This is a genomic window from Bacillus sp. hwrm1 (assembly GCF_040207805.1).
Taxonomy (GTDB): Bacteria; Bacillota; Bacilli; order Bacillales; family Bacillaceae; genus Bacillus; species Bacillus velezensis.
Window position 1 is genome coordinate 510,150 of record NZ_CP157943.1, and the last position, 25,368, is coordinate 535,517.

The window sequence follows — 25,368 nt, forward strand, 5'->3', positions numbered from 1 at the left end:
CTTTTTCTATTCGTCAGCTTCTTCTTTTTCAAGAAGATCCTTCATGAACGGAATTAATTTATGGCGGATATCCTGATCCTGTAAGGCAAATTCAAGCGTCGTCTCGATAAATCCGAGTTTTTCACCGACATCGTAACGTTTTCCTTCGAAATCATAAGCGAAGACACGCTGAATGTCATTGAGCTTTTGGATGGCGTCCGTTAATTGAATTTCTCCTCCTGCACCGACTTCCTGCTGTTCCAGGTACATGAAAATTTCAGGAGTGAAAACGTATCTTCCTAAAATAGCCAAGTTGGAAGGAGCTGTGCCCGGTTCAGGCTTCTCTACAAAATTTTTCACCTGGTAACGGCGGCCTTCATTTGTTAACGGATCGATAATTCCGTAGCGGTGTGTGTCGTTTTCAGGAACTTGCTGAACACCGATGATTGAAGACAATGTTTTTTCGTATTCATCCATCAGCTGACGAAGTCCCGGTTTTTCAGCCTGGACAATATCATCGCCGAGAAGAACGGCGAAAGGTTCATCGCCGATGAAGTTGCGTGCGCACCAAACGGCATGACCGAGTCCTTTTGGCTCTTTTTGGCGAATATAGTGGATATCCGCAATATTTGACGATTTTTTCACTTTTTGAAGCAGTTCGATTTTCCCTTTTTCTTCTAAATTGCGTTCCAGTTCAGGGGCATTGTCGAAATGGTCTTCTATTGCTCTTTTTCCTTTTCCGGTTACGATAATAATATCTTCGATGCCGGATTCGACAGCTTCTTCGATAATATACTGAATTGTCGGCTTATCAACGATTGGAAGCATTTCTTTAGGCATTGCTTTTGTGGCCGGCAAAAAACGAGTGCCTAAACCTGCTGCCGGAATAATGGCTTTGCGTACTTTCTTCACTGAATAACACCATCCTTGTTTCTGCAAAATCTTTTTTTCAGAACTATAACCTAGTCTTTTTCCACTTTACCACAATTGATTAAAATTCACACCTTTTAATCCGCTTTCAAAGAGTCTTGGAACGGTTTTTGCTTTGTTTGCCATTAAGCTTTACAATATCTAAGAAACGGCATAAATATGTTAACATGAAGGGATATCCGACATATAAAACGAGGTGCAGACAAACCGTTGAAAAAACTAAAAGTAATGACCGTATTCGGTACAAGACCTGAAGCAATTAAAATGGCTCCGCTCGTATTAGAGCTTGAAAAATATCAGGAAATTGATTCGCTGGTGACTGTAACCGCGCAGCACAGACAGATGCTGGATCAAGTGCTTGAAGCATTCAGCATTACGCCTGATTTTGATTTGAATATTATGAAAGAGCGTCAAACGCTTTCAGAAATTACATCTCATGCTTTGCTGAAACTGGACAAGCTGTTCCAAGAAGTAAAACCAGATATCGTTTTGGTCCACGGAGATACGACGACAACGTTCGCCGGAAGCCTTGCCGCCTTTTACCATCAAATCGCTATCGGCCATGTGGAAGCCGGTCTGCGTACGCATAATAAATACTCTCCTTTCCCCGAGGAAATCAATCGGCAGATGACGGGCGTGATGGCTGATGTGAATTTTGCGCCGACAAGCCAGGCCGAGCAGAATCTGCTTTCTGAAAATAAAAAGCCGGATTCTATATTTGTCACGGGAAATACGGCGATAGACGCGCTTCAAACGACAGTGCGGGAAGATTATTTTCATCCGATTTTTGACAAGCTGGAAGGAAGCAGGATGATTCTTTTAACAGCGCACAGACGTGAAAATTTAGGCAGGCCGATGGAACAGATGTTTAAGGCCGTCAGAAGAGTCGTTGAAGAGTTTGAGGACGTACAAGTCGTTTATCCCGTTCATTTGAATCCCGCAGTTCGTGAGGCCGCAGAAGCACATTTTGCTGATTCGGACAGGGTGCACTTAATAGAACCTCTGGAGGTCGTGGATTTCCATAACTTCGCTGCGAAAGCAAGTTTCATTTTGACCGACTCGGGCGGAGTGCAGGAGGAAGCGCCTTCTCTCGGAAAGCCGGTCTTGGTGCTTCGGGACACAACCGAGCGCCCCGAAGGAGTGAAAGCCGGGACATTAAAGCTGGCGGGTACAGATGAAGAAACGGTGTATCAGCTGACAAAACAGCTCTTAACCGATCAGGCTGAATATGAACGGATGTCAAAGGCGTCAAACCCTTATGGTGACGGATCGGCTTCAAAACGGATTGTGGAAGAACTGCTTTATCGGTACGGCTATAGAAAAACCCGTCCGCAGCCTTTTACAGAATAAAAAAACTCTGCATCATATGCAGAGTTTTTTATTATTTCAGGCTTTCTTTTAATTCTTTTTTGACTGAAGCGAGGCTTGCTTCATCTAATTTGTAATAATAGATATTGTTGATTCTCGTTCCCGTTCCCTTCAGTTCATGCTGAGTGACTTTGCTGCGGGCGTTTTTATAGTCAGTCATAACCGTCCACATATCATCGAATGACATGTTTGTTTTCATATTGTTTTCAATGACCTTAAACATATCTCCGAATTTCGTGACAGACGAGATGTTTGCCCCTTTAGAAATAATCCCTTCAATCACTTGGCGCTGGCGCTGCTGCCTGCCGAAATCCCCCCGGGGATCTTCTTTTCTCATACGCGTGTAGGCCAGTGCTTCTTCGCCGTTCAGGCTGATGTTCCCCGTTCCGAAAGAGTGCCCGTCGTAGTTGAAGGCAAACGTGCTGTTCACCGTAATCCCGCCGAGTGTATCCACGGTATCTTTGAAGCTCTCCATGTTTACTTTCACAAAATAATCTACCGGCACGTCAAGCAGGTCCTCGACGGTATCCGCGGCCATCTGCGTTCCGCCGAAAGCATAGGAGTGGTTGATTTTATCCATCGTACCTTTGCCGGAGATTTTCGTATACGTATCACGCGGAATGCTGACCATTTCTGTTGTATTCGTTTTAGGATTGACGGTCATATAAATCATCGTATCCGCGCGCCCCTTGTCATTTTTCCGCTCATCGACGCCCATGATTAAAACAGAAATCGGATCCTTCTTTCCGAGATCTATATCCGTGTCACGTTTGTCCGATTTTTTCAAGTCTTCCTGAATGCTTGCCACCGTTGAAGCCGCTTTGTGCCACAAGTAGTAGACGTAGCCTCCTGATGATAAAACTAACAGCCCGATGATTGTTACGATTGTCAGAAGAACTTTTTTCTTCTTTCTTTTTCGTTCAGCTCTCATTTGTCATCACCTTTTCTATTAACTTTCCTGATACAATTTACTAATCTTTATAAACCCAGTCATATTTTTACTTATAACCATGTAATAGACGAAATTCTTAAAAAAAGGTTACAAAAAGACCTTAAAATTACCTTAAAAAAAAGTTAGTATAAGACGATACATAAAGATGAGGTGAAAAAAATGAAAAAAACTATTGCAGCTTCGTTCTTAATACTGCTTTTTTCTGTTGTATTGGCAGCGTGCGGAACGGCGGATCAATCAAAGAAGGGAAGCGGTTCTTCGGAGAACCAGGCTCAAAAAGAAACGGCATATTATGTCGGTATGGCGGATACGCACACAATTGAAGTAAAAGTGGATGATCAGCCCGTCAGCTTTGAATTTTCTGATGATTTCTCTGATGTTCTGAATAAATTCAGCGAAAATGACAAAGTCAGCATTACTTATTTCACAAATGATAAAGGCCAAAAAGAGATCAAGGAAATCGAGAAAGCAAAATAATACACCATGATCAGCAAAAGGCGGGATAAAAATTGAAGAAAACAATATGGGCTGTCTGTTTTTCTGTGATATTCAGCCTGGCTTTATTACCGGAAAGCACTTTTGCGTCCAGTTCTGATATCTCAGTAAAACTGACGAATTATATTGGTAATAAATCGACTCTGAATATCGAACCTTCAGGAACTTATAAACTGACGGGAAGCGATGTCTCCTCCGTTGCCAGATTGGGAGGCGCGTCCAAATATGATACGGCTAACGCGGCGACATCCAAGTATTGGAAAAACCCGTCCAACGTAGTCGTCGTTAATACGGATGCTTATTTTGCGGACACGCTTTCCGTCATTCCTTTAGCGAATAAACTGAAAGCGCCTGTTCTGCTGACTGAAGCGAAAAAGCTGAGCAGCAGCACAGAAGCGCAAATCAAGAAATTCAGTCCGGATAATATTTTAATCATCGGCGGGACGAACAGTATTTCGTCAGCCGCGGAAAAGACATTGAAGAAATACGGCCGTACGAAACGGATCAGCGGAAAAAACAGATATGATCTGTCCAAAAATATTGCGGCCGAAATGGGCAGCTATGACCAGGCGGTCGTAGTAACGGGGGATGTATATACGGATGCGCTGGCAATCGCGCCTTATGCTGCGCAAAACGGCTATCCGATTCTCCTGACGAAAAAAGACTCCCTTCCGAGCTACAATCTGCCTAAAAAAGTGATCATCATGGGAGGCACTTCAAGCGTCAGCAAAGATGTGGAGAATCAAATTAAAAAGAAGGCCTCGGTCACCAAAAGAATTACCGGATCAAACAGATATCAAATATCAGCAAACGCAGTCACTTCGCTCGGCATGGATGCAAGCAAAACGGTGGCTGCCAACGGGACTAAATTAGCGGACATCGTTGTCGGATCAAATATTGCCGCCGCAAATCACATGCCGCTTGTATACATCAAAAAAAGCGAAACACCCGCCGACGAGGCCAGCCTTTTTAAAACGAAAGGCACCTATTCTTATACATTAATAGGCAGCGCGAATTCAATTGCCGATTCAGTTAAGGCTGCTTACGCAAAAGAGTTTTATCTCGTAAACGGAAAGACGTACCGTATTGAAACGTCCGGCGGCAAATTAGGCGTTGCAGGCATTAACAGCGGAAAAACGTCTTTCAAGGCGGTTCCTGAAAAATATTCAACAGCAAACACAATCAGCATTGACGGGAAGCCATATCTGGGGAATATGAGTTTCACTGCGGAATCCGGCAAATATGTAAGACCTGTTAATGAAAACATTCCTTTTGAGGATTATCTGAAAGGTGTCCTGCCGAATGAAATGCCGGGAAGCTGGCCGACAGAAGCGCTGAAAGCCCAGGCTGTTGCCGCCCGCACCTACTCTATCGGCAAGATGGGACAAACAGTCGCGGATACAACGGCCTTTCAGGTTTACGGGGGATACAGCTGGTATCCAAACGCCACCGCAGCCGTTAACGGAACAAAAGGGAAAGTGCTCACTTATTCCGGCAGATTGATAGATGCCACTTACTCATCAAGCAATGGCGGTTACATGGAAGCCGGCGATGAAGTGTGGGGATCGAAAGTGCCGTATTTAGTAGCCAAAAAGGATACAAAAGATCCGGAAATCAGCTGGTCTTTAACATTGCAGAAGCAACAGCTGCCAGCGGGTCTGGATATGAAAAATCCCGCATCCTGGTGGTCTAAAACAAACGAAGCAAATGCCGCGCAGCTCAACGGAATAAAAAATTGGCTGATGAAAAATAAAGAAACCAATGCAAGTTCCATAAAAATTGCAAGCATCTCTGATCTCTCGCTCACCGGAAAAACAAAAGGCCAGCGCGCGGAAGACGCCGCGGTGAAGGTCACGTACCATGTGAATGACAAGTCGAAGGGCTATGTCATGAACAAGACTGCATCTGTTGAGGTGAAAGCGTCTGAACTCAGGACGATGATCGGAGCTTCATCTTTTAAAAGCACATACGCCAGTGCGTCCGGTAATTCTTCGCAAATCACGATATCAGGAAAGGGATACGGTCACGGCGTAGGAATGAGTCAATACGGAGCAAAAGAAAGAGCGGAGGCCGGAGAGCCGTATACTTCTATTCTTGCGTTCTATTACCCTAATACAGCACTTACAAACTACTAAACTTCTGTGGAGGAGATCGGATTGAAATTCATCATAAAATGTCTCCCCGTCTTTATTCTCGGGGTCATTCTATTTGTCCCTTCCGCTTTGGCTGACAACACGGTTAAAAGGATCGGCGGAAGCACCCGGTATGATACGGCTGTACTGGCGGCAAAACAATCATGGGGTGAAGCGAAAACGGTAATTATCACCGGCGGAACTTCATATGCCGATGCAATTGCCGCTGCGCCGCTTTCATATCAAAAAAATGCGCCGCTGCTGTTTACAAATAAAGATCAGCTGTCTGCCGGCACAAAAAAGGGATTAATTGATTTAAAAACGAAAAATGTGATTATCGTAGGCGGCACACCTGCCGTTTCGAAAAATACTGAAAATCAAATTGCTAAATTAGGCATCAGTGTCAAACGATTATCAGGGAGCACGAGATATGCCACAGCCGCAAAAGTGGCGGGTGAAATGACAAGATCTTCTACAGCCCTTGTGGTCAACGGGTTTGTTGATGCAGATGGAATGGCTGCGATTTCTTATGCGTCCGCTAAAAAATATCCGATTTTATTCACTAATGATTCGACATTAAATGGTTCTACGTCCAATGCGATCAAAAGCTTAGGGATTAAAAACACGATTGTCATTGGCGGGACAAGCAGCATCAGCAGCTCACTTTACAATAAACTGCCGAACCCTTCAAGAATCAGCGGCAAAAACCGCTATAACCTGTCTGTGAATCTTGCAAAAAAGACAGGCTTAAGCACAGGCTATACGTTTGTTACCAATGGTTTTAAAGAGGCGGATACCATCGTCGGAGGCGTGCTGAGCGCCAAACAGGGAAGAGTTCACCTGCTGACGAATGGAGACAGTCTGTCAAAAGACGTCCGGACGTATATCGGAAGTAAAAACATCACCAGCTTCACCGTCATAGGAAGTGCTTCATCTTTAAGCAACAATGCCGCGTCGCAGCTTAAAAATCCGGTTGTCGGCAAAACGGTCTTTATTGATCCGGGGCACGGCTATCAGGATTCAGGAGCAACCGGCAACGGCTTGCTTGAGAAAAATGTAAATCTTGATATCGCTACGCGTCTTAACAATCAATTATACGGCGCGGGCGCGCTTACTGTAATGTCGAGGAAGGGCGACACCTTTGACTCGCTTGAGGAGAGAGTGAACAAAGGGGCGAAGGCGAACGCCGATATTTTCATCAGCGTCCATGCGAACGCAAATGATAACAGCAGTGCAAACGGTACGGAGACGTATTATGATAAAACGTACCAATCCGCAAACAGTTTGAGGCTTGCCCAAAATATTCAGCCGAGAATGGTTTCTGCTCTCGGCACGCGTGACCGCAGTGTGAAAACTGCCGGGTTTTACGTCATTAAGTATTCTAAAATGCCGAGTGTCTTGTTAGAAACCGGTTTTGTCACAAGCCCGATTGATGCCAATATTTTAAAACAATCAACGAAAAAGGACAGACTCGCGGCGGGGATCACCCAAGGCGTTTCCTCCTATTTCCGATAATTTTTTCATGGAAACAGACCGGTTCATACCGGTCTGTTTTTTTATTTTTCATTATGCTTTGTCTCAAATATGGATATGAATAGATTTACAATAAAAAAACAATAATCGAAACATTCTAATAAACATTAACGCTTCCTTTACTTCCAATTAACATCCATCTGCTAAACTCACGGCATAGGTCATCAAACATCCCAACAAATCGTGAGGTGTGTGTCAGTGGGAGCAGAGAAAAGCATGAATGTAAATAATAACTATGCAGTGCGGCAGGGGACTTCCGCTGCCGTTACGGAAAGAACGGCCCGTTATTTGGCTTTTAAGCGATTCATGGACATTGTGTTTGCGCTTGCGGGGCTTTTGGCGGCGCTCCCGGTGATGGGCCTGTTCTCCATACTGATTCGTTTGGAGTCGCCCGGCCCGGCTTTTTATAAGCAGGAGCGGGTAGGCAAAGACGGGAAGCCGTTTTATTTGTATAAGCTCCGCTCTATGAAAATAGATGCTGAAAAATCGGGGGCGGTCTGGGCGCTGAAAAAGGATCCCCGCGTGACAAAGGTCGGCGCTTTTATCAGAAGGACCCGTATTGATGAGCTGCCGCAGCTGGTAAATGTGCTTCGGGGAGAAATGAGCCTGATCGGCCCGCGTCCCGAGCGTCCCGTGTTTACGGAACAGTTTCAGGCTGAGATTCCGGGGTTTACGGAGCGGCTGGCCGTTAAGCCGGGATTAAGCGGCTGGGCGCAGGTCAACGGGGGATATGACATGACACCGAGGGAAAAACTGATGTTTGACTTATATTATATCCGCAACCTGACCTTTTCATTGGAACTGAAGATTATGCTCAAAACGTGCAAAGTGATCTGGACCGGTGACGGGGCGCGATAAAAATTCTGGTCAGCAGACAAAAAAGTAGGGAAAACGATGCCTAGTATTACAAATCAAATCTTGAGCGGCGCCAAATGGACAAGTATTTCGACAGCGTGTATTACGGTCATTCAAATCATCCAATTCGCCCTGCTCGGGCGGGTCATGTCACTGGCTGAATTCGGCCTTGTCGGCATGATCACAACGGTAGTGGTGTTTGCCCAAATTGCGCTTGATATGGGTTTTGGCGCCGCGCTCATTCAAAAAGATCATGTGACTGATAAACAGATGTCTTCCTTGTACTGGCTGAATATCATAACGGGGCTTGCGCTGTTTGCACTGCTGTTTTTCAGCAGTCCGCTCATCGCCGATTTTTATCGGCGGGAGGAGCTTTTCTATTTAATCCGCGTGCTGGCCGTCATGTTTTTAATCGCGCCGATCGGTCAGCAATACCAGTATATGCTGCAAAAAGCGCTGGCATTTAACACGTTAAGCAAGATTGAAATCTTTTCAAATGTGCTGTCCTTCGTGTATTTGGCGGCCGCGGTTTTTTATACGGACCCGATTCTCGCCTATGTGATTTCCCAGGTGCTCCTGCAATCGTCAAAAGGTATTCTGTACTGGATGGCCTGCAGAAAAACATGGAGACCGGCGTTGGTTTTTGATCTGAAAGGAATGAAAGGCTTCTTTTCTTTCGGGGCCTTTCAGCTGTCTTCCCGGCTTGTGAACCGGCTCGGAGCGAATATTGATATGATTCTGATCGGCAGTTTTATCGGCGCTGAGGCGCTCGGCATTTACAATCTGGCCTACCAGATTGTCACGCTTCCGGTATTAAAAATTAATCCGATCATTACGAGAGTCGCGTTTCCCGTCTTTGCGAAAAACAAGCATGAAAACAGCGTTATCAGAGAAGGATTTCTCAATATGACCAAAATACTCGCGCTGATATCCTTTCCGCTTTTGCTCGGTTTGGTTTCAGTGTCGGATGCATTCGTGGCTTCGGTATTCGGAGAAAAATGGCTGGCGGCTGTCCCGGTTTTAAACGTTCTCGCCATCGTCGGGATATTAAGGGTTCTGATGAATCCGAACGGATCTGTGCTGCTCGCAAAAGGGCGGGCCGATCTGGCGTTTTATTGGGACGCCGGGGTGATGCTGCTGTATGGTGCATCTTTGTACGCCGCCGTGCTGTCCGGAAATCTCTTGACGGTAGCCTGGACGTACGCTTTCATCAGCATCCTGAATTTCCTGATCGGGCGCTGGCTGTTGGCATATGTCATTAAGCTGCGGCTGTCGGCTTACTTCAAAGCCGTGGCCAAACCGTTTCTGCTTACGGCGGCAATGGGTGTCATCGCTTTTACAGCCAGCTTCGGCACGGAGCGGATCAGCCTTGATGTCAAGCTGCGGCTGGCGATCTCCGTAGCCTGCGGCGCGTTGTGTTATTTATTCCTGTTAGGAAAAGCTTATCCGCATATGAAAAGTAAATTAAGAAAAGGACGTTTGCTATGAAGGTATTGTGGATGACAAGTGTCTATCCGAGCAGTGAGAAGCCGGGAGAAGGCGTTTTTCATGAGACGCAGGCCCAAGAACTGAGAAAGCTTGGCGCGGAGATGACCGTCATTTGTCCGCGGCCGAAACTCGCCGCGCCATTCCGGGTGCTGAAAAAGACGTATCGGCAAAAGGATATCAGGCCGGCGCATGAATGGCGGAAAGGCGTGTCCGTCCACCGGCCGTTTTATCAGGCGGTTCCCGGGCAGCTGAAATGGGCGCAGCCGCATAAAAGAATGGCGTCATCGGTTCTTTCCGCGATTAAAAATCATGGCCTGAAGCCCGATCTGATTCACGCGCATTTCGCCATGCCGTCAGGCGGAGCGGCCGCCATTGTGTCAAAGGCTTTAGGCATTCCGTATGTGCTGACCTTGCATGGCAGTGATGTCAATGTCTATCCGCATTACAGCAAAAGCGCTCATCGCGCATTTACATTTGCGGTGCGGGAAGCAGCCGATATTTACGCTGTGAGCGGCAGTCTGCGGGAACAAATGAAAAAGTTCACCGAAGCGGAGTGCAGCGTGCTTCCGATCGGCATCACGCTTGACGCCTTCCGAAAAAGGAACGAGACGAAAGAAGCCGTCAGAAAACGGCTCGGCCTTCCTTCGGATAAAAAACTGATTGTGTTCATCGGCAGGCTTGTCAAGGAGAAAGGCGTTTTCGACTTATCAAAAGCCGTTCAATCATTGGATGAAAGATATGAAGCCGTCTTTGTCGGTGACGGTCCCGCCGCATCTTCATTGCGTGAAGCCGCTCATATCGTCACGGGGCAAGTGCCGAACGACAAGGTACAGGACTATCTGCTGGCCTCGGATGTAATGGCGCTGCCGTCCTACAGCGAAGGCATGCCGACTGTGGTCATTGAGGCGCTCGCTCTGAAGGTGCCGGTGATCTGTACCGATGTCGGAGGATTGGCTTCTTTATTCGGGAAACACCGGGGGTTGCTGATCAAGCCGGGTTCACCTGAGACGCTGGCAAAATCGATTCTGCAATATGACGAAGGAGAGGCTTGGACGCCGCAAACAGCCGAGGAACTTTATCAAACCGTCCGCACGTATTTTGACGCAAGCCAAAACGCGAAAACGCTGAAAGAGAAATACCGATCCGTAATGAACCGGGCCGGGCAAGAGGAGAACCTTTCGAAAGAGGGATGAAGCTGTGAAAAAAATCGCTGTATTAGGAACAGGGTATGTAGGTCTTGTATCTGGAACTTGTTTTGCGGAAATCGGCCATCATGTGACTTGCTGTGACATCAATGAAGCGAAAATCAGAAGCTTGCAAAACGGAGTCATCCCGATATATGAACCGGGGCTTGAGGAATTAGCCGAAAAAAATGTCAGTGTCGGGCGCTTATCCTTTACGGCCGGCATTGAGCCGGCTGTGAAAGCCGCTGATATCATCTATATCGCCGTCGGTACGCCGATGTCAAAGTCGGGTGAAGCCGATCTGACCTACATTAAGGCAGCGGCGCAAACAATCGGAGAACAGCTGAACGGATACAAAATCATTGTCACCAAAAGCACTGTTCCGGTCGGGACAGGAAAGCTCGTTTACCAAATCGTCAGCGAAGCGTCAAAGGGAAAATATCCGTTTGATGTCGCGTCAAATCCTGAATTCCTCCGCGAAGGTTCGGCGGTGCGGGATACGATGCAGATGGAGCGGGCGGTCATCGGCGCCACAAGCGAACATGCCGCTTCGGTCATTGAAGAGCTTCATAAGCCGTTCCGTACGAAGATCGTAAAGACCAATCTTGAAAGCGCGGAAATGATTAAGTATGCCGCAAATGCTTTTTTAGCCGCCAAAATATCTTTTATTAACGATATCGCCAATATTTGCGAACGTGTCGGGGCGGACATTTCCCACGTGTCAGAAGGCGTCGGTCTTGACAGCCGGATCGGGAATAAATTTCTCCAGGCGGGCATCGGATTCGGCGGATCCTGCTTTCCGAAGGATACAACGGCTTTATTGCATATCGCAAACGCCGCCGGCTATCCGTTTCAAATGATGGAAGCCGTCATTGAAACCAATCAGAAGCAGCGGGTCCGTATTACGGAAAAATTGAACCGCGCCATCGGTCCCTTAAAAGGGAAAACCGTGGCCGTACTGGGGCTGGCCTTTAAACCGCACACAAATGACGTCCGCTCCGCCCCGGCTCTTGATATCATCACAAGCCTTAAAGAGCAGGGCGCTCACGTGAAAGCGTATGATCCGATCGCGATTCCCGAAGCGTCAGCGATATTAGGAGACGGCGGCATTGAATATCACACAGAGCTGAACAGTGCCATCAAAAACGCGGACGCATGCCTGATTACAACAGATTGGCCGGAAGTCAAGGAGATGGATCTTCAGAGAGTGAAGCAGCTGCTCAAACAGCCGGTTATCATTGACGGCAGAAATATGTTTCCGCTGGAATATATGAGGGTTTCAGGATTCACTTATCATTCCGTCGGACGTCCGGCGATTCATGCCGATCGGCAAATAAAAGAACTGGCAAGATAGAAAAAGATTGTCTTCAGGCTCTCGGCAGCCCGGCTCGGCTGACGGTTTTGGAAAGGGGTTTGCCATGTGAGTATCAAACGTTCAGCGGCACATGTTCTTGTGCTGCTTGCCGCTCTCATTACAGGAGGATTCATCATGCTGGAGGCGGTCAGGGCGGATGCCGGCTTCGGAAAAATCACCGTGCTGCTGTTTGCCGCCATGATCGGCTTTGCCGGACTTGCTTTGCTATCCGCCTTTACAACAAACGGTCAGATGTTTATGGGGCTCATTTATATACTGATCGCGTGTACATTTTTAAACCAGGCCTTCTTTGCGGTCCATCTCGGATTTTTCAGCTTATTTATATACCGGCTGTTATTAATCGGAGCGGGCGCCCTTCACGTCGCCGGCATCCTGACAAACCGTCATCATATTGACAGATGGAATCGGGTGAATGTAAAAGGGGTTCTGATGTTTTTCGCCTTATGGTTTACATACGGTCTCCTATCGTTATTGTGGGCAAAATCCGTGACGTACGGGATTAAATATTTAGCTTTAATGGGAATGGGCATGTTTCTGATTTATCTTATTGTCATGTTCATTCAGCGCTTTGATCAGCTGATGGTTTTTTACGGCATATGGCTTGTGATGACCATTTTTGTGATGGCGATCGGCTTTTACAATCATTTTACACACCACCATCTGCCGAGCTCCACGCTTTATAACGGCCCGCAGTACAAACAGCATTATCCGACGTCCGTTTTCTTTAATCAAAATGATTTCGCAACGTTTTTGTGCATCAGTTTCTTTCTGTATGCGGCGGCGGTGAAAAATATGAAAAACGGCTATGTGAAGGCCGTCAGCCTGCTCTTTGCGATCTGCGCTTTGTATTTAATCATTTTGACCGGTTCGCGCGCGAGTCTGCTGGGCATATGCGCGGGGGCGGCTGTATACGTCTTCATCCTGCTGCCTTCCCTGTTGAAAAAACTCGCGCTGTACGCAGCGGGAGCGGGTGCGGCGCTGTTTGCGGTTTTATTTGCGGGCCGTATCACCAATGCCGTCTTGAATCTGTTTTCAGCTCCGCAGGCGATGCCGGGACAGCATCCGCTTCCTTCCAACCTCGCGAGGGCGAATCTTTTAAAAAACGCCTTTCACTATGTGATTGATTCCTGGGGGTTCGGAGTGGGTGCCGGAAACGTCTCTTACTATTTAAAAGCAGAGCCCGTTTATGATACGGGCGGCGTAGTTGAGGTGCACAACTGGCTCGTCGAGATTATGGCGAACTTCGGCGTTCTTACGATGCTCGGTTACCTGACAGTCTATTTGTTCCTTTTTTGGACACTTTATAAATGTCATGAAAGAAAATCGGAAAATCAGTCAAGACTGATCACAGAAGGACTTATCACGGCGATGGCCGGTTTTTTGGTAAGCAGCATCAGCCCAAGCTCCGTATCAAATTTATTTTTCCACTGGGTATTTCTCTCGCTCGTGATCGCGGCGGTCAATATATTGAGGCGTTTACAAAAGGAGCCTGCCGTCACGGCGTACTATGAAAAACAGGGAGATGCGAGATGAAGGATATGTTGACAAGAATAACCCGGCGTATCAAAAAGAATATCATTTGGATCATTGCGCTGCCCGTTGTGTTAGGGGCAGCGGGATATGTATTGCCGTCAAAAATCAGCGGAAGCAGCAGTTTTACATCAGAAGCCGCGATCGCCGCGGGAAATTATGATCATCCGCTTTATAACAATACAAAAGAAATCCCGCTCCTTTTGACGAGCGATGCCTTTTTAAAGCAGGCTTTGCCTGATAAAACAGACGAAGAAAGAGCGGCCGTGAAAAGTAAACTGACTGTCGAAACACAATCAGATTCATTGATCACGGTCAGCTACAGCGGCCAAAACAAACAGGAGACCGAATCGGTGTTTCAAGCCGTCATAAAAACTTTTCTGAAGAATGATCAGGACCTGTTTGAAAAACGGGCAAAAGTAGTGCGGCAGAGTATTGCTGCGCTTGAAGGAGAAACCGTCAGCGCGGACGCCAAAGTGGATAAGGAACGATTTTTATACGAATTGAAAAATACGCAGCTGAACCTGAAAGCGGCCGGCATCATCAATTCAGAGCCGATGAATGAAACGGCGGGACAAGGCATGCCGCCGAAAAAGAAAGCGGTTCTGGGCGTTTTAATCGGCATTGCAGTTGCATTTATGTTCATTGTCATTCCTGAGTTTTTTAGAGAGTCCTTGTAAAAATCTGCGATGGAGATGTGACCATGACAAACTGGAAACCTTTCGTATCTGTCATTACACCGTCTTATAATGCAAGTGAATATATCGAAGACACGATTCAGTCTGTTTTACATCAAAGCCACCCGCATTGGGAAATGATTATCGCGGATGATTGTTCAACGGACGGAACGAGAGATATTTTACGGCAATATGAACAAAAGGATGAGCGGATCCGCGTCGTTTATTTAGAGAAAAACGGGGGAGCCGCGGCTGCCAGAAATACAGCCCTTAAACATGCCAAGGGCCGTTATGTCGCATTTCTGGACAGCGATGACAGATGGAAAAAGGAAAAGCTTCAAAAACAGCTTGCGTTTATGGCAGAGCGGTCCTGCGCTTTTTCATTTACGGGCTACAGCGTCATGGAGCAGGACGGAACGCCGACGGACAAAACGATTCAAGCCCCTGAAAGCCTGTCATATGATGAAGCTTTAAAAAACACGATTATCGGATGTTTAACGGTCATGATTGACAGAGAGCAGACGGGGCAGGTTCAAATGCCTGATATCAGAACGCGGCAGGATTTAGCGACATGGCTTTCCCTGCTGAAAAGGGGATTTACGGCTTACGGCCTGAATGAGTGCCTTTCAGAATACAGGCTTGTGCAGAATTCGATTTCAAGCAACAAGTGGAAAGCCGCAAAAAAAACGTGGTTTGTTTATAGAGAAATTGAGCGCCTGCATTTTATCAAGGCTTCGTGGTGTTTTATGCAATATGCAAAAAACGCGGTCTTGAAAAGACTGTAGGCGTCAGAGGAGCTGGGTGATGAAGGTGGAACCGATTATTCACGTAATCGTCGGAGCGGCGGAATGGGGGCATGACCGGCTGAGATACAGACGGCACCGGCTGGCTGAATTTCTCGCCCGGCAAAAAGAAACGAAAAGCGTCATTTGGGTATGCCCGTCTCCGCAAGCCAATGATGGTCAGATGGCCGGGATCGCCGAGGGAATCCGGCAGTTCACTGTAAAGGATCTCATGCGGCAAAAAGCTTTCCGCTTCGGCAGGTATACAGACATGTGCTACAGGCATAAGCTTTCACCATTGTTGAACATGCTGAAGGAAGAAGGAGAAGGGGCCCGCTGCTGCTTATGGTACACCTTCCCCGGTTTTCCGCTTCTGGCAGATCTGTTTCCTTGGGATGAAGTGATTTACGATTGCAGTGATCTGTGGGCCGCTCCGATCAGCGGCCGGTCCGGGGTGCTGTCAAATGTTAGAAGAAACATCATTAAACAGGCGGAAATGAGAATCATTCAGCGTGCCGATTCCATTACGTGTACATCTGACTGTCTGCACCAGGAGGTCGGAAAAAAGCTGGAGAACCCGCACCAGAAAGTGTTCACCATTGAAAACGGAGTGGAATATGACCTGTTTTCACGGGAAAATAAACAGCCGGATGAAGACATTTTACGGGGACGGAACGGAACGGTTCTCGGTTTTATCGGCGGAATCAAACCGAAGCTCGATTTTGCGCTTATGGCGGAAACGGCAGATGTGAGGCCTGACTGGACGATTTTATTGGTAGGCCCGAACACGGCTCAGGACGATCCGGATTTCAAGTCGCTTCTGGAGCGTCCGAATGTCATCTGGACGGGACCTGCCGCGCCGAATGAAGTGCCGTCCTATATGCAGCTTGTCGACATCGGCATCATGCCTTATAAAAATTCACCTTATAATGACGCGGTATTTCCGCTCAAGCTTTTTGAATTTTTAGCCGCCGGAAAACCGGTTGTCGGCTGCAACCTTTCTTCTACGTCAAAAATCAAAAGGCCTTTCGTTTATGAACACGTTGAAGGCAGTGACCCCGCAGATTTCATCGCGGCCTGCGACGCGCTTCTGGCAGCGGACCGCAGCGGATCATACGAGGCTTTGCGCCGTGAATTGGCCCGGAGACGGGATTGGAATGTTTTATTCGGCCGAATGCTCGAATGCACGGGTATATTGAAAAATGCGCAATCCCATTAAAAGGGAAAGCGCATTTTTTCATTTGCGTGTTTCTTTTTGATGATGCTTGTTATAATAACTAGTAAGAATTATAATGGAAGGAACGGTTCAATATCAGAAAAGACTTCATATAATTCCAAAGGAGACTTCTTTATGCTTGACGAACGCATGTTTCGCATAGTTGTTGCGTTTTTTGTCTCTCTGCTAACGGTTTTAATCCTAACTCCTATCGTAAAAAAAATTGCGATCAAAATAGGTGCAGTTGACCAGCCCAGCAACCGAAAAGTACATGATAAAATAATGCCCCGTATGGGCGGCCTGGCCATCTTTATCGGCGTAGCGGCGGGTGTGCTCGCGGCCGGCATATATAATGAAACAAAAATGACCGCCATTACAGTGGGTGCGTTTATTATTGTTATTTTAGGAATCCTCGATGATAAATACCAATTAAGCGCAAAGGTAAAGTTTTTCGTCCAGCTGGCCGTGGCCATTATGATTGTGAGCACGGGACTGAAAATGGACTTTTTCTCCGTACCGTTTTTAACGGAACGTTTAGAATTGGGATGGGTCGCTTACCCGCTGACTGTGTTATGGATCGTCGGTATTACGAACGCGATGAACCTGATTGACGGTTTGGACGGACTCGCTGCCGGCCTGTCGGTCATCGGACTCTCCACTATCGCCGTTATGGCGTTGTCCGGAGGGAAAATCCTTATTCTGTCACTTTCACTTGTCGTGATAGGAAGCACACTCGGATTTTTATTTTATAATTTTCATCCGGCAAAGATATTTATGGGAGATACCGGATCGCTCTTTCTCGGATACGTCATCTCAGTACTCTCATTATTAGGTCTTTATAAAAGTGTTACTTTATTCAGTATCATCATTCCGATCATCATTTTGGGCGTGCCGATTTTTGATACGACATTCGCCGTCATCAGGCGGATTTTAAACAAACAGCCGATTTCGGCGCCTGATAAGTCACATATACACCACCGGCTGATGGCCTTCGGGCTGTCACACCGAACGGCTGTCATTATCATTTATTTAATCGGCTTTATTTTCAGCGTCAGTGCCATCCTGCTGAAAAGCGCGACCATATGGCTTTCGCTGTTTATTATTTTTGTATTGATTGTATTTATGCAAATCATAGCAGAGGTCACAGGGTTAGTAAATGAACAATTTAAACCATTTACCAAGTTTTACAAGAGACTGGTAAAGAAAAATTAAAAAGAGCAGATCATGCGAATGGTCTGCTTTTTTGTGGATTCTGCTATTCTCTTATTATATAAAAAAACCCGATCCTGCTCAAAGGATCGGGTTTACTCTTAATAGCCTGTTGTGCCGCCGGACTGTGTGCCGCCGGACTGTGTGCTGTCCGTACCGTTTGCACCGGCAGTACCGTTGGTTGAATCAGTGGTACCGCTTGTTCCTGCGCTGCCGGAAGTCGAATCAGCCGTACCGCCTGTTCCTGTGCTGTCAGAAGTCGAATCAGTCGTACTGTCCGTTCCGGTGCTGTCAGAAGCAGGATCGGACGCCGTGCTGCTTCCGGACGGGTAATCCAGGTGTTTCTGCAATTCCTGCCGTACTTTTTCGAGATTGGTCGGATCGGGCTGGAAATAATACGTTCCGCCCGTAGACGCGGTTCCGCCGCCGCCTAAATATAAATCTGATCCTGTTATGGTCAGTGTATCAATCTTTTTGCTGGTAAAGCCGTTGTAAATCTGCTGAAGGGCGAGTCCTTCAGTGATTCGAATATTCGTTTGGACATTATTGCTTGCTGTTTCAGCGATTTTATCGATTTTAGCAATATTTCCAGCCTTAGACATTTGGTCGATCAGTGCATTTAGGATTTGCTTTTGGCGGTCATTACGGCCGAAGTCTCCGCGTTTATCCTGCTTTCTCATGCGTGCGTAAGCCAGAGCCTGCTCACCGTTCAAATGCATGTTTCCTTTCTTGAAGTAGATCCGTTTCTTTTTACTGACGTCACTCATCTCGTCGAAGTCAAAAGGCACTTTTACATTGACTCCGCCGACTTCATCAATAACATCCTTAAAGCCGTTAAAATCGACAGTGACATACTTATCAATCGGTATGCCTAATAAGTCTTCGACGGTTGAGACGGTTTCATCCGCCCCGCCTTTAGCAAAAGCCGCATTGATTTTTGATTTTTTACCGGTTGTATCGCCGGCAAGCGTCACCCGCGTATCACGCGGAATACTCAGCATTTTCATTGTTTTATTTCTCGGATCAAGGGTAACGACAATAAGAGAGTCTGATCGTCCGCCTTTTCCGCTTGTAGCATAATTTTCGATCCCCATAAACAAAATGGAGAACGGTTTTTTCTTCATATCGATGACTTTATCCCGAAGTTTTGATTTGTCTCCGCGGGAAAGGGCATCATATGCATTATCTGCCGCATTGATCGTTTTGTATACTTTGTATCCGCCAAACCCGGCAGCGACTAACAAAACGAGGGTAAGCAGCAGCAAAATTCGTTTGAATATGATCTTTCGTTTGCTTTTCTTTTTCTTTCGAACACGCACTCTTACACGTTCAGCCATTACATTAGTCTCCTTTAGGGCTGACGTCTGTTTCTAAATACGTCAGTTCTCCCTCTGTATTCTTACTCTTGCCGTTCGTCAGCTCTGTCATCCATTTGATAAACGCTTCTTTGTCTTTTTCTTCAACGTACGTTTCAAATTCGACATGATCCGCATAATGGATATCTTTCAGTAAAAAAACTGATTCTCTCAGTTCGTTCTCTATCTTGCCGAGCCACGTATAATCCGCTGATGTATGCATAATCCGCATCAGCTTCCGCTCCGTAACTCCTATATGATTTAAGCCTTCAGACACTGACTTCCCATATGCACGAATCAATCCGCCTGCACCGAGCTTTATTCCGCCGAAATACCGGGTAACCACCGCGCAGGTATCTTTCAGACCGCGTTTTTTTAGCACTTCCAGCATGGGGACGCCGGCTGTGCCGCTTGGTTCTCCGTCATCATTCGCCTTTTGTATATGGTCGGTTTCGCCGATCAGATAAGCTGAGCAGTTATGAGTCGCATTCCAGTGCTGTTTTTTTATCTTTTGTATAAATTCCTGCGCTTCCTCTTCAGAAGCAGCACGGCTCAGGTGACAGATAAAACGCGATTTTTCAATCACAATCTCATGTTCACCCGTTTCTTTAACTGTTAAATAGCTGTGCAGCATGATTGCTGGACCCTCCTGACAAGCATTAAAAGACTTGTTTCTACAAATTCGAACAGACTTTAGAATTTTTGCGCATATTTTGGTATCATGAAAGAGTAAGATACTATATAAAAATGTTTTTTTCTAGAATATACGCATTCTTTCATTATAATTCGACATAAATTGCAGTTCAATTACATTTATAATAAAAATACATAACAACACCGTTACGGAGGGAGACAGATGAATAAATCGAAGATGGACTCCAAAGTTTTGGATTCTATACTTATGAAAATGCTGAAAACCGTGGACGGGAGTAAGGACGAGGTTTTTCAAATCGGAGAGCAGTCGCGCCAGCAATATGAGCAGCTGGTTGAAGAACTTAAACAGATCAAACAGCAGGTCTACGAAGTCATTGAGCTGGGCGACAAACTTGAAGTTCATACGCGGCACGCACGAAACCGCTTGTCTGAAGTAAGCAGAAATTTCCATAAGTTCAGCGAAGAAGAAATTCGCAACGCCTATGAAAAGGCGCACAAACTTCAAGTGGAACTGACGATGATCCAACAGCGTGAAAAGCAGCTGCGGGAGCGCAGAGATGATTTAGAACGCCGGCTTTTGGGGCTTCAGGAAATCATTGAACGGTCAGAATCATTGGTCAGCCAAATAACCGTCGTTCTGAATTACCTGAATCAAGACCTTCGCCAAGTAGGGCTTCTTCTTGCCGATGCGCAGGCTAAACAAGATTTCGGTTTAAGAATCATTGAAGCCCAAGAGGAAGAAAGAAAAAGAGTTTCCAGAGAAATTCATGACGGTCCCGCGCAAATGCTGGCAAATGTCATGATGAGATCGGAATTAATTGAACGGATCTTCCGCGACCGCGGCACGGAGGACGGATTTCAGGAAATCAGAAATCTGCGGCAGAATGTGCGGAATGCCCTTTACGAAGTCAGAAGGATTATATATGATTTAAGACCGATGGCATTGGACGATCTCGGGCTGATTCCGACACTGAGAAAATATCTTTATACAACTGAAGAATACAACGGAAAGGTGAAAATACATTTTCAGTGTATCGGAGACACGGAGAACCAAAGGCTTGCCCCGCAATTTGAAGTGGCGCTTTTCCGTCTCGCTCAGGAAGCCGTCACAAATGCACTCAAGCATTCAGAATCAGAGGAAATTACAGTAAAAGTGGAAGTAACCGCTGATTTTGTCGTTCTCATCATTAAGGACAACGGAAAAGGCTTTGATATTAAGGATGCTAAACAAAAGAAAAACAAGTCATTCGGCTTGCTGGGAATGAAAGAAAGAGTAGATCTGCTTGAAGGAACGATAACGATAGACTCTAAAATAGGTCTTGGGACATTTATCATGATTAAGGTTCCGTTATCTCTCGGCCTATAATTTGTTAAATAGAGCCAAAAGACATATTGACCGAACAGCGGCGTATATAGAACAATAGGATAAGGAGGCGTAGCGTGTGACTAAAGTAAATATTGTTATTATCGACGACCATCAACTATTCCGTGAGGGTGTAAAAAGAATATTGGATTTTGAACCTACCTTTGAAGTGGTAGCAGAAGGTGACGATGGAGATGAGGCGGCTCGAATCGTCGAGCATTATCATCCCGATGTTGTCATAATGGACATCAATATGCCGAATGTAAATGGAGTAGAGGCTACTAAACAGCTTGTTGAGCTGTACCCTGAATCTAAGGTGATTATCCTCTCCATCCATGATGATGAAAACTATGTGACTCATGCTTTAAAAACAGGTGCAAGAGGCTATCTCCTGAAAGAGATGGACGCAGATACTTTAATCGAAGCAGTGAAAGTGGTAGCCGAGGGCGGTTCTTACCTTCACCCGAAAGTAACCCACAATCTTGTCAACGAATTCCGCCGTCTTGCGACAAGCGGAGTTTCTGCTCATCCTCAGCATGAGGTTTACCCGGAAATCCGGAGACCATTACATATATTAACGAGACGGGAATGTGAAGTGCTGCAAATGCTTGCAGACGGAAAAAGCAACCGCGGAATCGGTGAATCATTGTTTATCAGTGAGAAAACAGTGAAAAACCACGTGAGTAATATTTTGCAGAAAATGAACGTTAATGACCGGACACAAGCCGTTGTCGTGGCCATTAAAAACGGCTGGGTAGAGATGCGTTAGCCATGTGTGAGAAGACTTGCCTGTTATGGCAAGTCTTTTTTTACAGCTGCATATCTATTAAAATACTTATTAAGTACTTAATAAGGCAGGTAAAGTGATGAAGATTGCAGTTGTAACAGACAGTACAGCATATATTCCGAAAGAGATGAGAGAAGAACATCATATTCATATGATTCCTCTCCAAGTGGTTTTCGGTGAAAAAACATTCCGCGAAGAAACAGAACTCGACTGGAGAAGTTTTTATATAGAAGTAAAAAATCATGATGAGCTGCCGACTACGTCTCAGCCTTCTTTCGGTGAATTAATCGCATTGTACGAAGAACTGGGCAAAACATATGATGCAGTCATAAGCATACATTTGTCCAGCGGAATCAGCGGAACATATAACAGCGCCGCCTCGGCAAACACTATGGTTGATCATATTAAAGTTTATCCCTTTGATTCAGAGATCAGCTGTTTGGCACAAGGTTTTTATGCGTTAAAGGCAGCACAGCTCATTAAAGACGGTGTTGACTCACCGGAAGAGATTATAAAAGAGCTGGAAGAAATGAAAAAAACAGTCCGTGCGTATTTTATGGTGGACGATTTATCACACCTCCAGCGGGGCGGGCGTCTAAGCAGTGCTCAGGCTTTTATCGGCGGTCTGTTAAAGGTAAAGCCTATTCTTCATTTTGACAATAAGGTAATTGTTCCTTTTGAGAAGATTCGGACACGCAAAAAAGCGATTTCGAGAATTTTTGAGCTGTTTGGGGAGGATGCAAGTAAAGGAATCCCGATGCGGGCAGCTGTCATCCATGCAAACAGGGAAGAAGAAGCGGCGGATATTATACAGGAGTTAAGCGGTAAATATCCTCATGTCGAATTCTATAACAGCTATTTCGGTGCCGTGATCGGAACCCATTTGGGCGAAGGCGCCATCGGAATCGGCTGGTGCTTTAAAAACTAAGTGAAAATCTCCGTTTTCAAGGGCGGAGATTTTTTTATTTTTTAATTTTCGCAATTCGACAAGTGGGTTCCCGACAAGGCATACTTTGAGCAGAAAGGAGGCAGGGAGATGTCCGAAGGTGCTTCAGAATTTTCAGAGGTGCGGGATTTCTTTTACGGCCGGCATTTATTGAGATCTGAGATACCGTTTTCAGACCAGCGCATCAAGCGTTTTATAGAAAAAGAATATATAACGGCCGAGCCGTCAATCATCCGCCGGAAAAACCGTTACGTCTGCCAACGATGCGGTCAGTCTGATCAAGCCTGCTTTGCGGCATTTTGGGCGCCCTCTGCCAAAAGGCAGATTACCTATTGCCGTGCCTGTGTCATGATGGGAAGGGCTGATGAACTGACATCATTATATTATTGGAATCAGGCCTATGAAAACAGCTGGGAACCTGTAAAGCTTTCTTGGGAAGGAACACTGACAGACGGACAGAAGCGGGCGGCCGCCGCGCTTACAGATGCGATAAAAGAGAGACAAGAGCTGTTAGTATGGGCGGTTTGCGGATCGGGGAAAACAGAGATGCTGTTTCCGGGTATCGAGTTTGCTCTGAATCACGGTTTGCGCGTCTGTGTCGCGACTCCGCGTACAGATGTCGTACTTGAACTGCTGCCGAGACTGAAAAAAGCATTTGAGAAAGTCGAAGTTTCTGCTTTGTACGGCGGCAGCGAGGACAAAGGCCGTCTGACTCCGTTAATGATTTCAACCGCTCACCAGCTGATGCGCTACCGAGACATTTTTGATGTCATGATAATAGATGAAGTAGATGCGTTTCCTTTTTCAGCCGATGAGACATTAAGATTCGCTGTTGATAAAGCGAGGAAGAAAAACAGCGCCCTTGTTTATGTAACGGCAACTCCTTCAGACACATTAAAAAAGAAGGCTGAAGCCGGTTTGCTGAAAAGCGTCCGCATACCGGCCAGATATCATCGGAAACCCCTCCCGGAGCCGCGTTTTTTGTGGTGCGGCAATTGGAAGAAGAAGCTTCAGAAAGGAAAACTGCCGCGCTCTGTAACCGATTGGGTCCGCCAAAAACTTCAATCACAGCTGCCGGTTTTCTTATTCGTTCCGTCTGTACATGTATTGAAAAAGACAACGGATTATTTTCAGAAATTAAATGTAAGGGCAGAAGGCGTTTATGCGGAAGACACATTCAGAAAGGATAAAGTGAAACGGTTCAGAGACGGCCGGCTTGACCTGCTGGTAACGACTACGATTTTAGAAAGAGGGGTTACCGTGCCCAAAGTTCAGACATGTGTCCTCGGCGCAGAAGCACCTATCTTTACTGAGAGCGCGCTCGTACAGATCGCGGGCAGAACGGGAAGGCATTATAAACATTTCAGCGGTGATGTCGTCATGTTTCATTTCGGAATTACAAACGGAATGAAAAAAGCAAAAAAACATATAGAACATATGAACAAATTGGCACAAAAAAGTAAATTGTTGGACTAGTTAATTTCAGAAAACGTGATACAGTATACTCATACTTTCCTATGAGGAGCTGTCAGCATGCTTGTCAATTCAAAAGAAATCGTATTAAAGGAACTTCTCGACCGCCATATGTCTCAGCTTCATATGAAATGCACATGCCGGGTATGCAAAAATGATGTACTGGCACTTTCATTAAACCGGGCTGAGCCGGCATATGTTACAGATAAAAAGAAAGTTGCTTATGCAAAAGCAGAGATAGTTGATAAACAGAAAAATACGGCGCTGCTTGTCATTCTGGCTGAATCAGCGGCGATTGTTTCGGTTAATCCAAGCGAGTTCTGTGAAACTCGGGAAGGAGCGTAATATCTCTGAATTGTTTATTGTGTGACTCACCAATTTCAAGTTCATTGACTTGGAGATCTCTGTTTTCTCTGGCGCCCGAGCAAGAGATATGCAGCATATGCAGCAGCCAATTCGAAAAAATTGAAGGCCCCGTATGCAGTATATGCGGGAGGCCTCAGGAGTCAAATGAAAAATGCGCTGATTGTGCGGCCCGGGAATCAAAAACGGAAAAGCGCTTTTTGCTGCGGCAAAACCGTTCGGTATATTTATATAATGATGCGATGAAGGACTCATTGGCCCGTTTTAAATTCAGGGGTGATGCGAAAATCATTCAAGCATTTGAACGTGACTTTGCTGCCGGCTTTAAAGCGGCATATCCATCAAATACACATACTCTCATCCCTATTCCGCTGAGCGGCGAACGGCTGGCGGAACGCGGATTCAATCAATCCGAACTGCTGGCCTCTCTGCTCGGAATGCCCGTCATTTCCCCCCTCATCCGACTGAACAACGAAAAACAATCCAAAAAGAGCAAAACAGACAGGCTGTCTGCAGAAAAAAAGTTTTCAGCAGCCGAAAACTCCGCCGAAGGTATGAACGTCATTTTAATAGATGATATTTATACGACGGGCGCCACACTTCACCAAGCCGCCGAAGTCCTGCTGACAGTGGGTAAAGCGTCATCGGTCTCCTCTTTTACTTTAATCAGGAGCTAAATCATTCTTTTTTTCTGCCGATATAATTGATAGAAATATAAGGCA

The 25,368-nt window shown here is 46.1% G+C and carries 23 protein-coding genes; 19 read left to right on the top strand and 4 right to left on the bottom strand.

All coding sequences use genetic code 11. The features are described 5' to 3' along the window. Positions 1–6 precede the first annotated feature (6 nt). The gene (gene galU, locus ABK447_RS02655; RefSeq protein WP_020956427.1) at positions 7–891 is read right to left on the bottom strand and encodes a UTP--glucose-1-phosphate uridylyltransferase GalU; all 885 of its coding nucleotides are present in this window, start codon (positions 889–891) and stop codon (positions 7–9) included. A 228-nt stretch (positions 892–1,119) separates the two neighbouring features. Between galU and wecB the strand changes: the two genes are divergently transcribed. Continuing rightward, a complete protein-coding gene (gene wecB / locus ABK447_RS02660; RefSeq protein WP_094031334.1) occupies positions 1,120–2,259 on the top strand; it encodes a non-hydrolyzing UDP-N-acetylglucosamine 2-epimerase in 1,140 nt (379 codons plus the stop codon). A gap of 31 nt (positions 2,260–2,290) precedes the next feature. Here wecB and ABK447_RS02665 read toward each other — a convergent pair whose 3' ends face one another. Further along, positions 2,291–3,208 (bottom strand): LytR family transcriptional regulator, encoded by a 918-nt coding sequence (locus ABK447_RS02665; RefSeq protein ID WP_003151369.1) that lies wholly within the window; start codon positions 3,206–3,208, stop codon positions 2,291–2,293. Positions 3,209–3,388: 180 nt separating this feature from the next. Between ABK447_RS02665 and ABK447_RS02670 the strand changes: the two genes are divergently transcribed. From ABK447_RS02670 to ABK447_RS02725, 12 genes are all read left to right on the top strand, one after another. Then, positions 3,389–3,706, top strand: a complete 318-nt coding sequence (locus ABK447_RS02670) for a hypothetical protein (RefSeq protein ID WP_007407496.1) — start codon at positions 3,389–3,391, stop codon at positions 3,704–3,706. 32 nt (positions 3,707–3,738) lie between these two features. Beyond that, a complete protein-coding gene (locus tag ABK447_RS02675) occupies positions 3,739–5,859 on the top strand; it encodes a SpoIID/LytB domain-containing protein (RefSeq protein WP_007614131.1) in 2,121 nt (706 codons plus the stop codon). Between the two features lie 21 nt (positions 5,860–5,880). Then, positions 5,881–7,371, top strand: a complete 1,491-nt coding sequence (locus ABK447_RS02680) for an N-acetylmuramoyl-L-alanine amidase (protein WP_012118582.1) — start codon at positions 5,881–5,883, stop codon at positions 7,369–7,371. A 216-nt stretch (positions 7,372–7,587) separates the two neighbouring features. After that, positions 7,588–8,247, top strand: coding sequence for an exopolysaccharide biosynthesis polyprenyl glycosylphosphotransferase (locus ABK447_RS02685; protein WP_003151373.1), 660 nt, complete (start codon positions 7,588–7,590; stop codon positions 8,245–8,247). Positions 8,248–8,283: 36 nt separating this feature from the next. Continuing rightward, positions 8,284–9,732: an MOP flippase family protein gene (locus ABK447_RS02690; protein WP_060673969.1), complete on the top strand. Its 1,449-nt coding sequence runs from the start codon at positions 8,284–8,286 to the stop codon at positions 9,730–9,732. Continuing rightward, positions 9,729–10,925 carry a glycosyltransferase family 4 protein gene (locus ABK447_RS02695; RefSeq protein WP_094031333.1) on the top strand — a complete coding sequence of 399 codons (1,197 nt, stop codon included), beginning with the start codon at positions 9,729–9,731 and terminating at the stop codon, positions 10,923–10,925. The genes ABK447_RS02690 and ABK447_RS02695 overlap by 4 nt, the downstream gene beginning before the upstream one ends. 4 nt (positions 10,926–10,929) lie before the next feature. Further along, positions 10,930–12,270: a UDP-glucose/GDP-mannose dehydrogenase family protein gene (locus ABK447_RS02700; protein WP_094031332.1), complete on the top strand. Its 1,341-nt coding sequence runs from the start codon at positions 10,930–10,932 to the stop codon at positions 12,268–12,270. 66 nt (positions 12,271–12,336) lie between these two features. Beyond that, entirely contained in the window at positions 12,337–13,824 is a 1,488-nt protein-coding gene (locus tag ABK447_RS02705; protein ID WP_043021845.1) for an O-antigen ligase, read from the top strand. Further along, on the top strand, positions 13,821–14,501 hold the full coding sequence (locus tag ABK447_RS02710; protein ID WP_033575219.1) for a Teichuronic acid biosynthesis protein TuaF: 681 nt from the start codon (positions 13,821–13,823) through the stop codon (positions 14,499–14,501). The genes ABK447_RS02705 and ABK447_RS02710 overlap by 4 nt, the downstream gene beginning before the upstream one ends. Positions 14,502–14,524: 23 nt before the next feature. Beyond that, on the top strand, positions 14,525–15,283 hold the full coding sequence (locus tag ABK447_RS02715) for a glycosyltransferase family 2 protein (protein ID WP_094031331.1): 759 nt from the start codon (positions 14,525–14,527) through the stop codon (positions 15,281–15,283). A 19-nt stretch (positions 15,284–15,302) separates the two neighbouring features. After that, positions 15,303–16,499 (top strand): glycosyltransferase, encoded by a 1,197-nt coding sequence (locus ABK447_RS02720; protein WP_094031330.1) that lies wholly within the window; start codon positions 15,303–15,305, stop codon positions 16,497–16,499. A 132-nt stretch (positions 16,500–16,631) separates the two neighbouring features. Continuing rightward, positions 16,632–17,708, top strand: coding sequence for a glycosyltransferase family 4 protein (locus tag ABK447_RS02725; protein ID WP_003151382.1), 1,077 nt, complete (start codon positions 16,632–16,634; stop codon positions 17,706–17,708). Between the two features lie 98 nt (positions 17,709–17,806). Here the strand turns inward: ABK447_RS02725 and ABK447_RS02730 are convergent, their stop codons facing one another. Then, positions 17,807–19,042: an LCP family protein gene (locus ABK447_RS02730; protein ID WP_025285355.1), complete on the bottom strand. Its 1,236-nt coding sequence runs from the start codon at positions 19,040–19,042 to the stop codon at positions 17,807–17,809. A gap of 4 nt (positions 19,043–19,046) precedes the next feature. After that, positions 19,047–19,694 (bottom strand): YigZ family protein, encoded by a 648-nt coding sequence (locus tag ABK447_RS02735; RefSeq protein ID WP_007407485.1) that lies wholly within the window; start codon positions 19,692–19,694, stop codon positions 19,047–19,049. Between the two features lie 222 nt (positions 19,695–19,916). Here ABK447_RS02735 and degS point away from each other — a divergent pair, with 222 nt between their 5' ends. From degS to ABK447_RS02765, 6 genes are all read left to right on the top strand, one after another. Next, a complete protein-coding gene (gene degS / locus ABK447_RS02740) occupies positions 19,917–21,080 on the top strand; it encodes a two-component sensor histidine kinase DegS (RefSeq protein WP_007407484.1) in 1,164 nt (387 codons plus the stop codon). Positions 21,081–21,156: 76 nt separating this feature from the next. Beyond that, entirely contained in the window at positions 21,157–21,846 is a 690-nt protein-coding gene (degU, locus tag ABK447_RS02745) for a two-component system response regulator DegU (protein WP_003219701.1), read from the top strand. Positions 21,847–21,943: 97 nt separating this feature from the next. Then, entirely contained in the window at positions 21,944–22,792 is an 849-nt protein-coding gene (locus tag ABK447_RS02750) for a DegV family protein (protein ID WP_094031329.1), read from the top strand. Between the two features lie 108 nt (positions 22,793–22,900). After that, positions 22,901–24,286, top strand: coding sequence for a DEAD/DEAH box helicase (locus ABK447_RS02755; RefSeq protein WP_099320008.1), 1,386 nt, complete (start codon positions 22,901–22,903; stop codon positions 24,284–24,286). 57 nt (positions 24,287–24,343) lie between these two features. Continuing rightward, complete coding sequence (locus ABK447_RS02760; RefSeq protein WP_007407481.1) at positions 24,344–24,628, top strand: late competence development ComFB family protein; 285 nt, start codon at positions 24,344–24,346, stop codon at positions 24,626–24,628. Between the two features lie 5 nt (positions 24,629–24,633). Further along, complete coding sequence (locus ABK447_RS02765; RefSeq protein WP_197200179.1) at positions 24,634–25,323, top strand: phosphoribosyltransferase family protein; 690 nt, start codon at positions 24,634–24,636, stop codon at positions 25,321–25,323. The last annotated feature ends 45 nt before the right edge of the window (positions 25,324–25,368 follow it).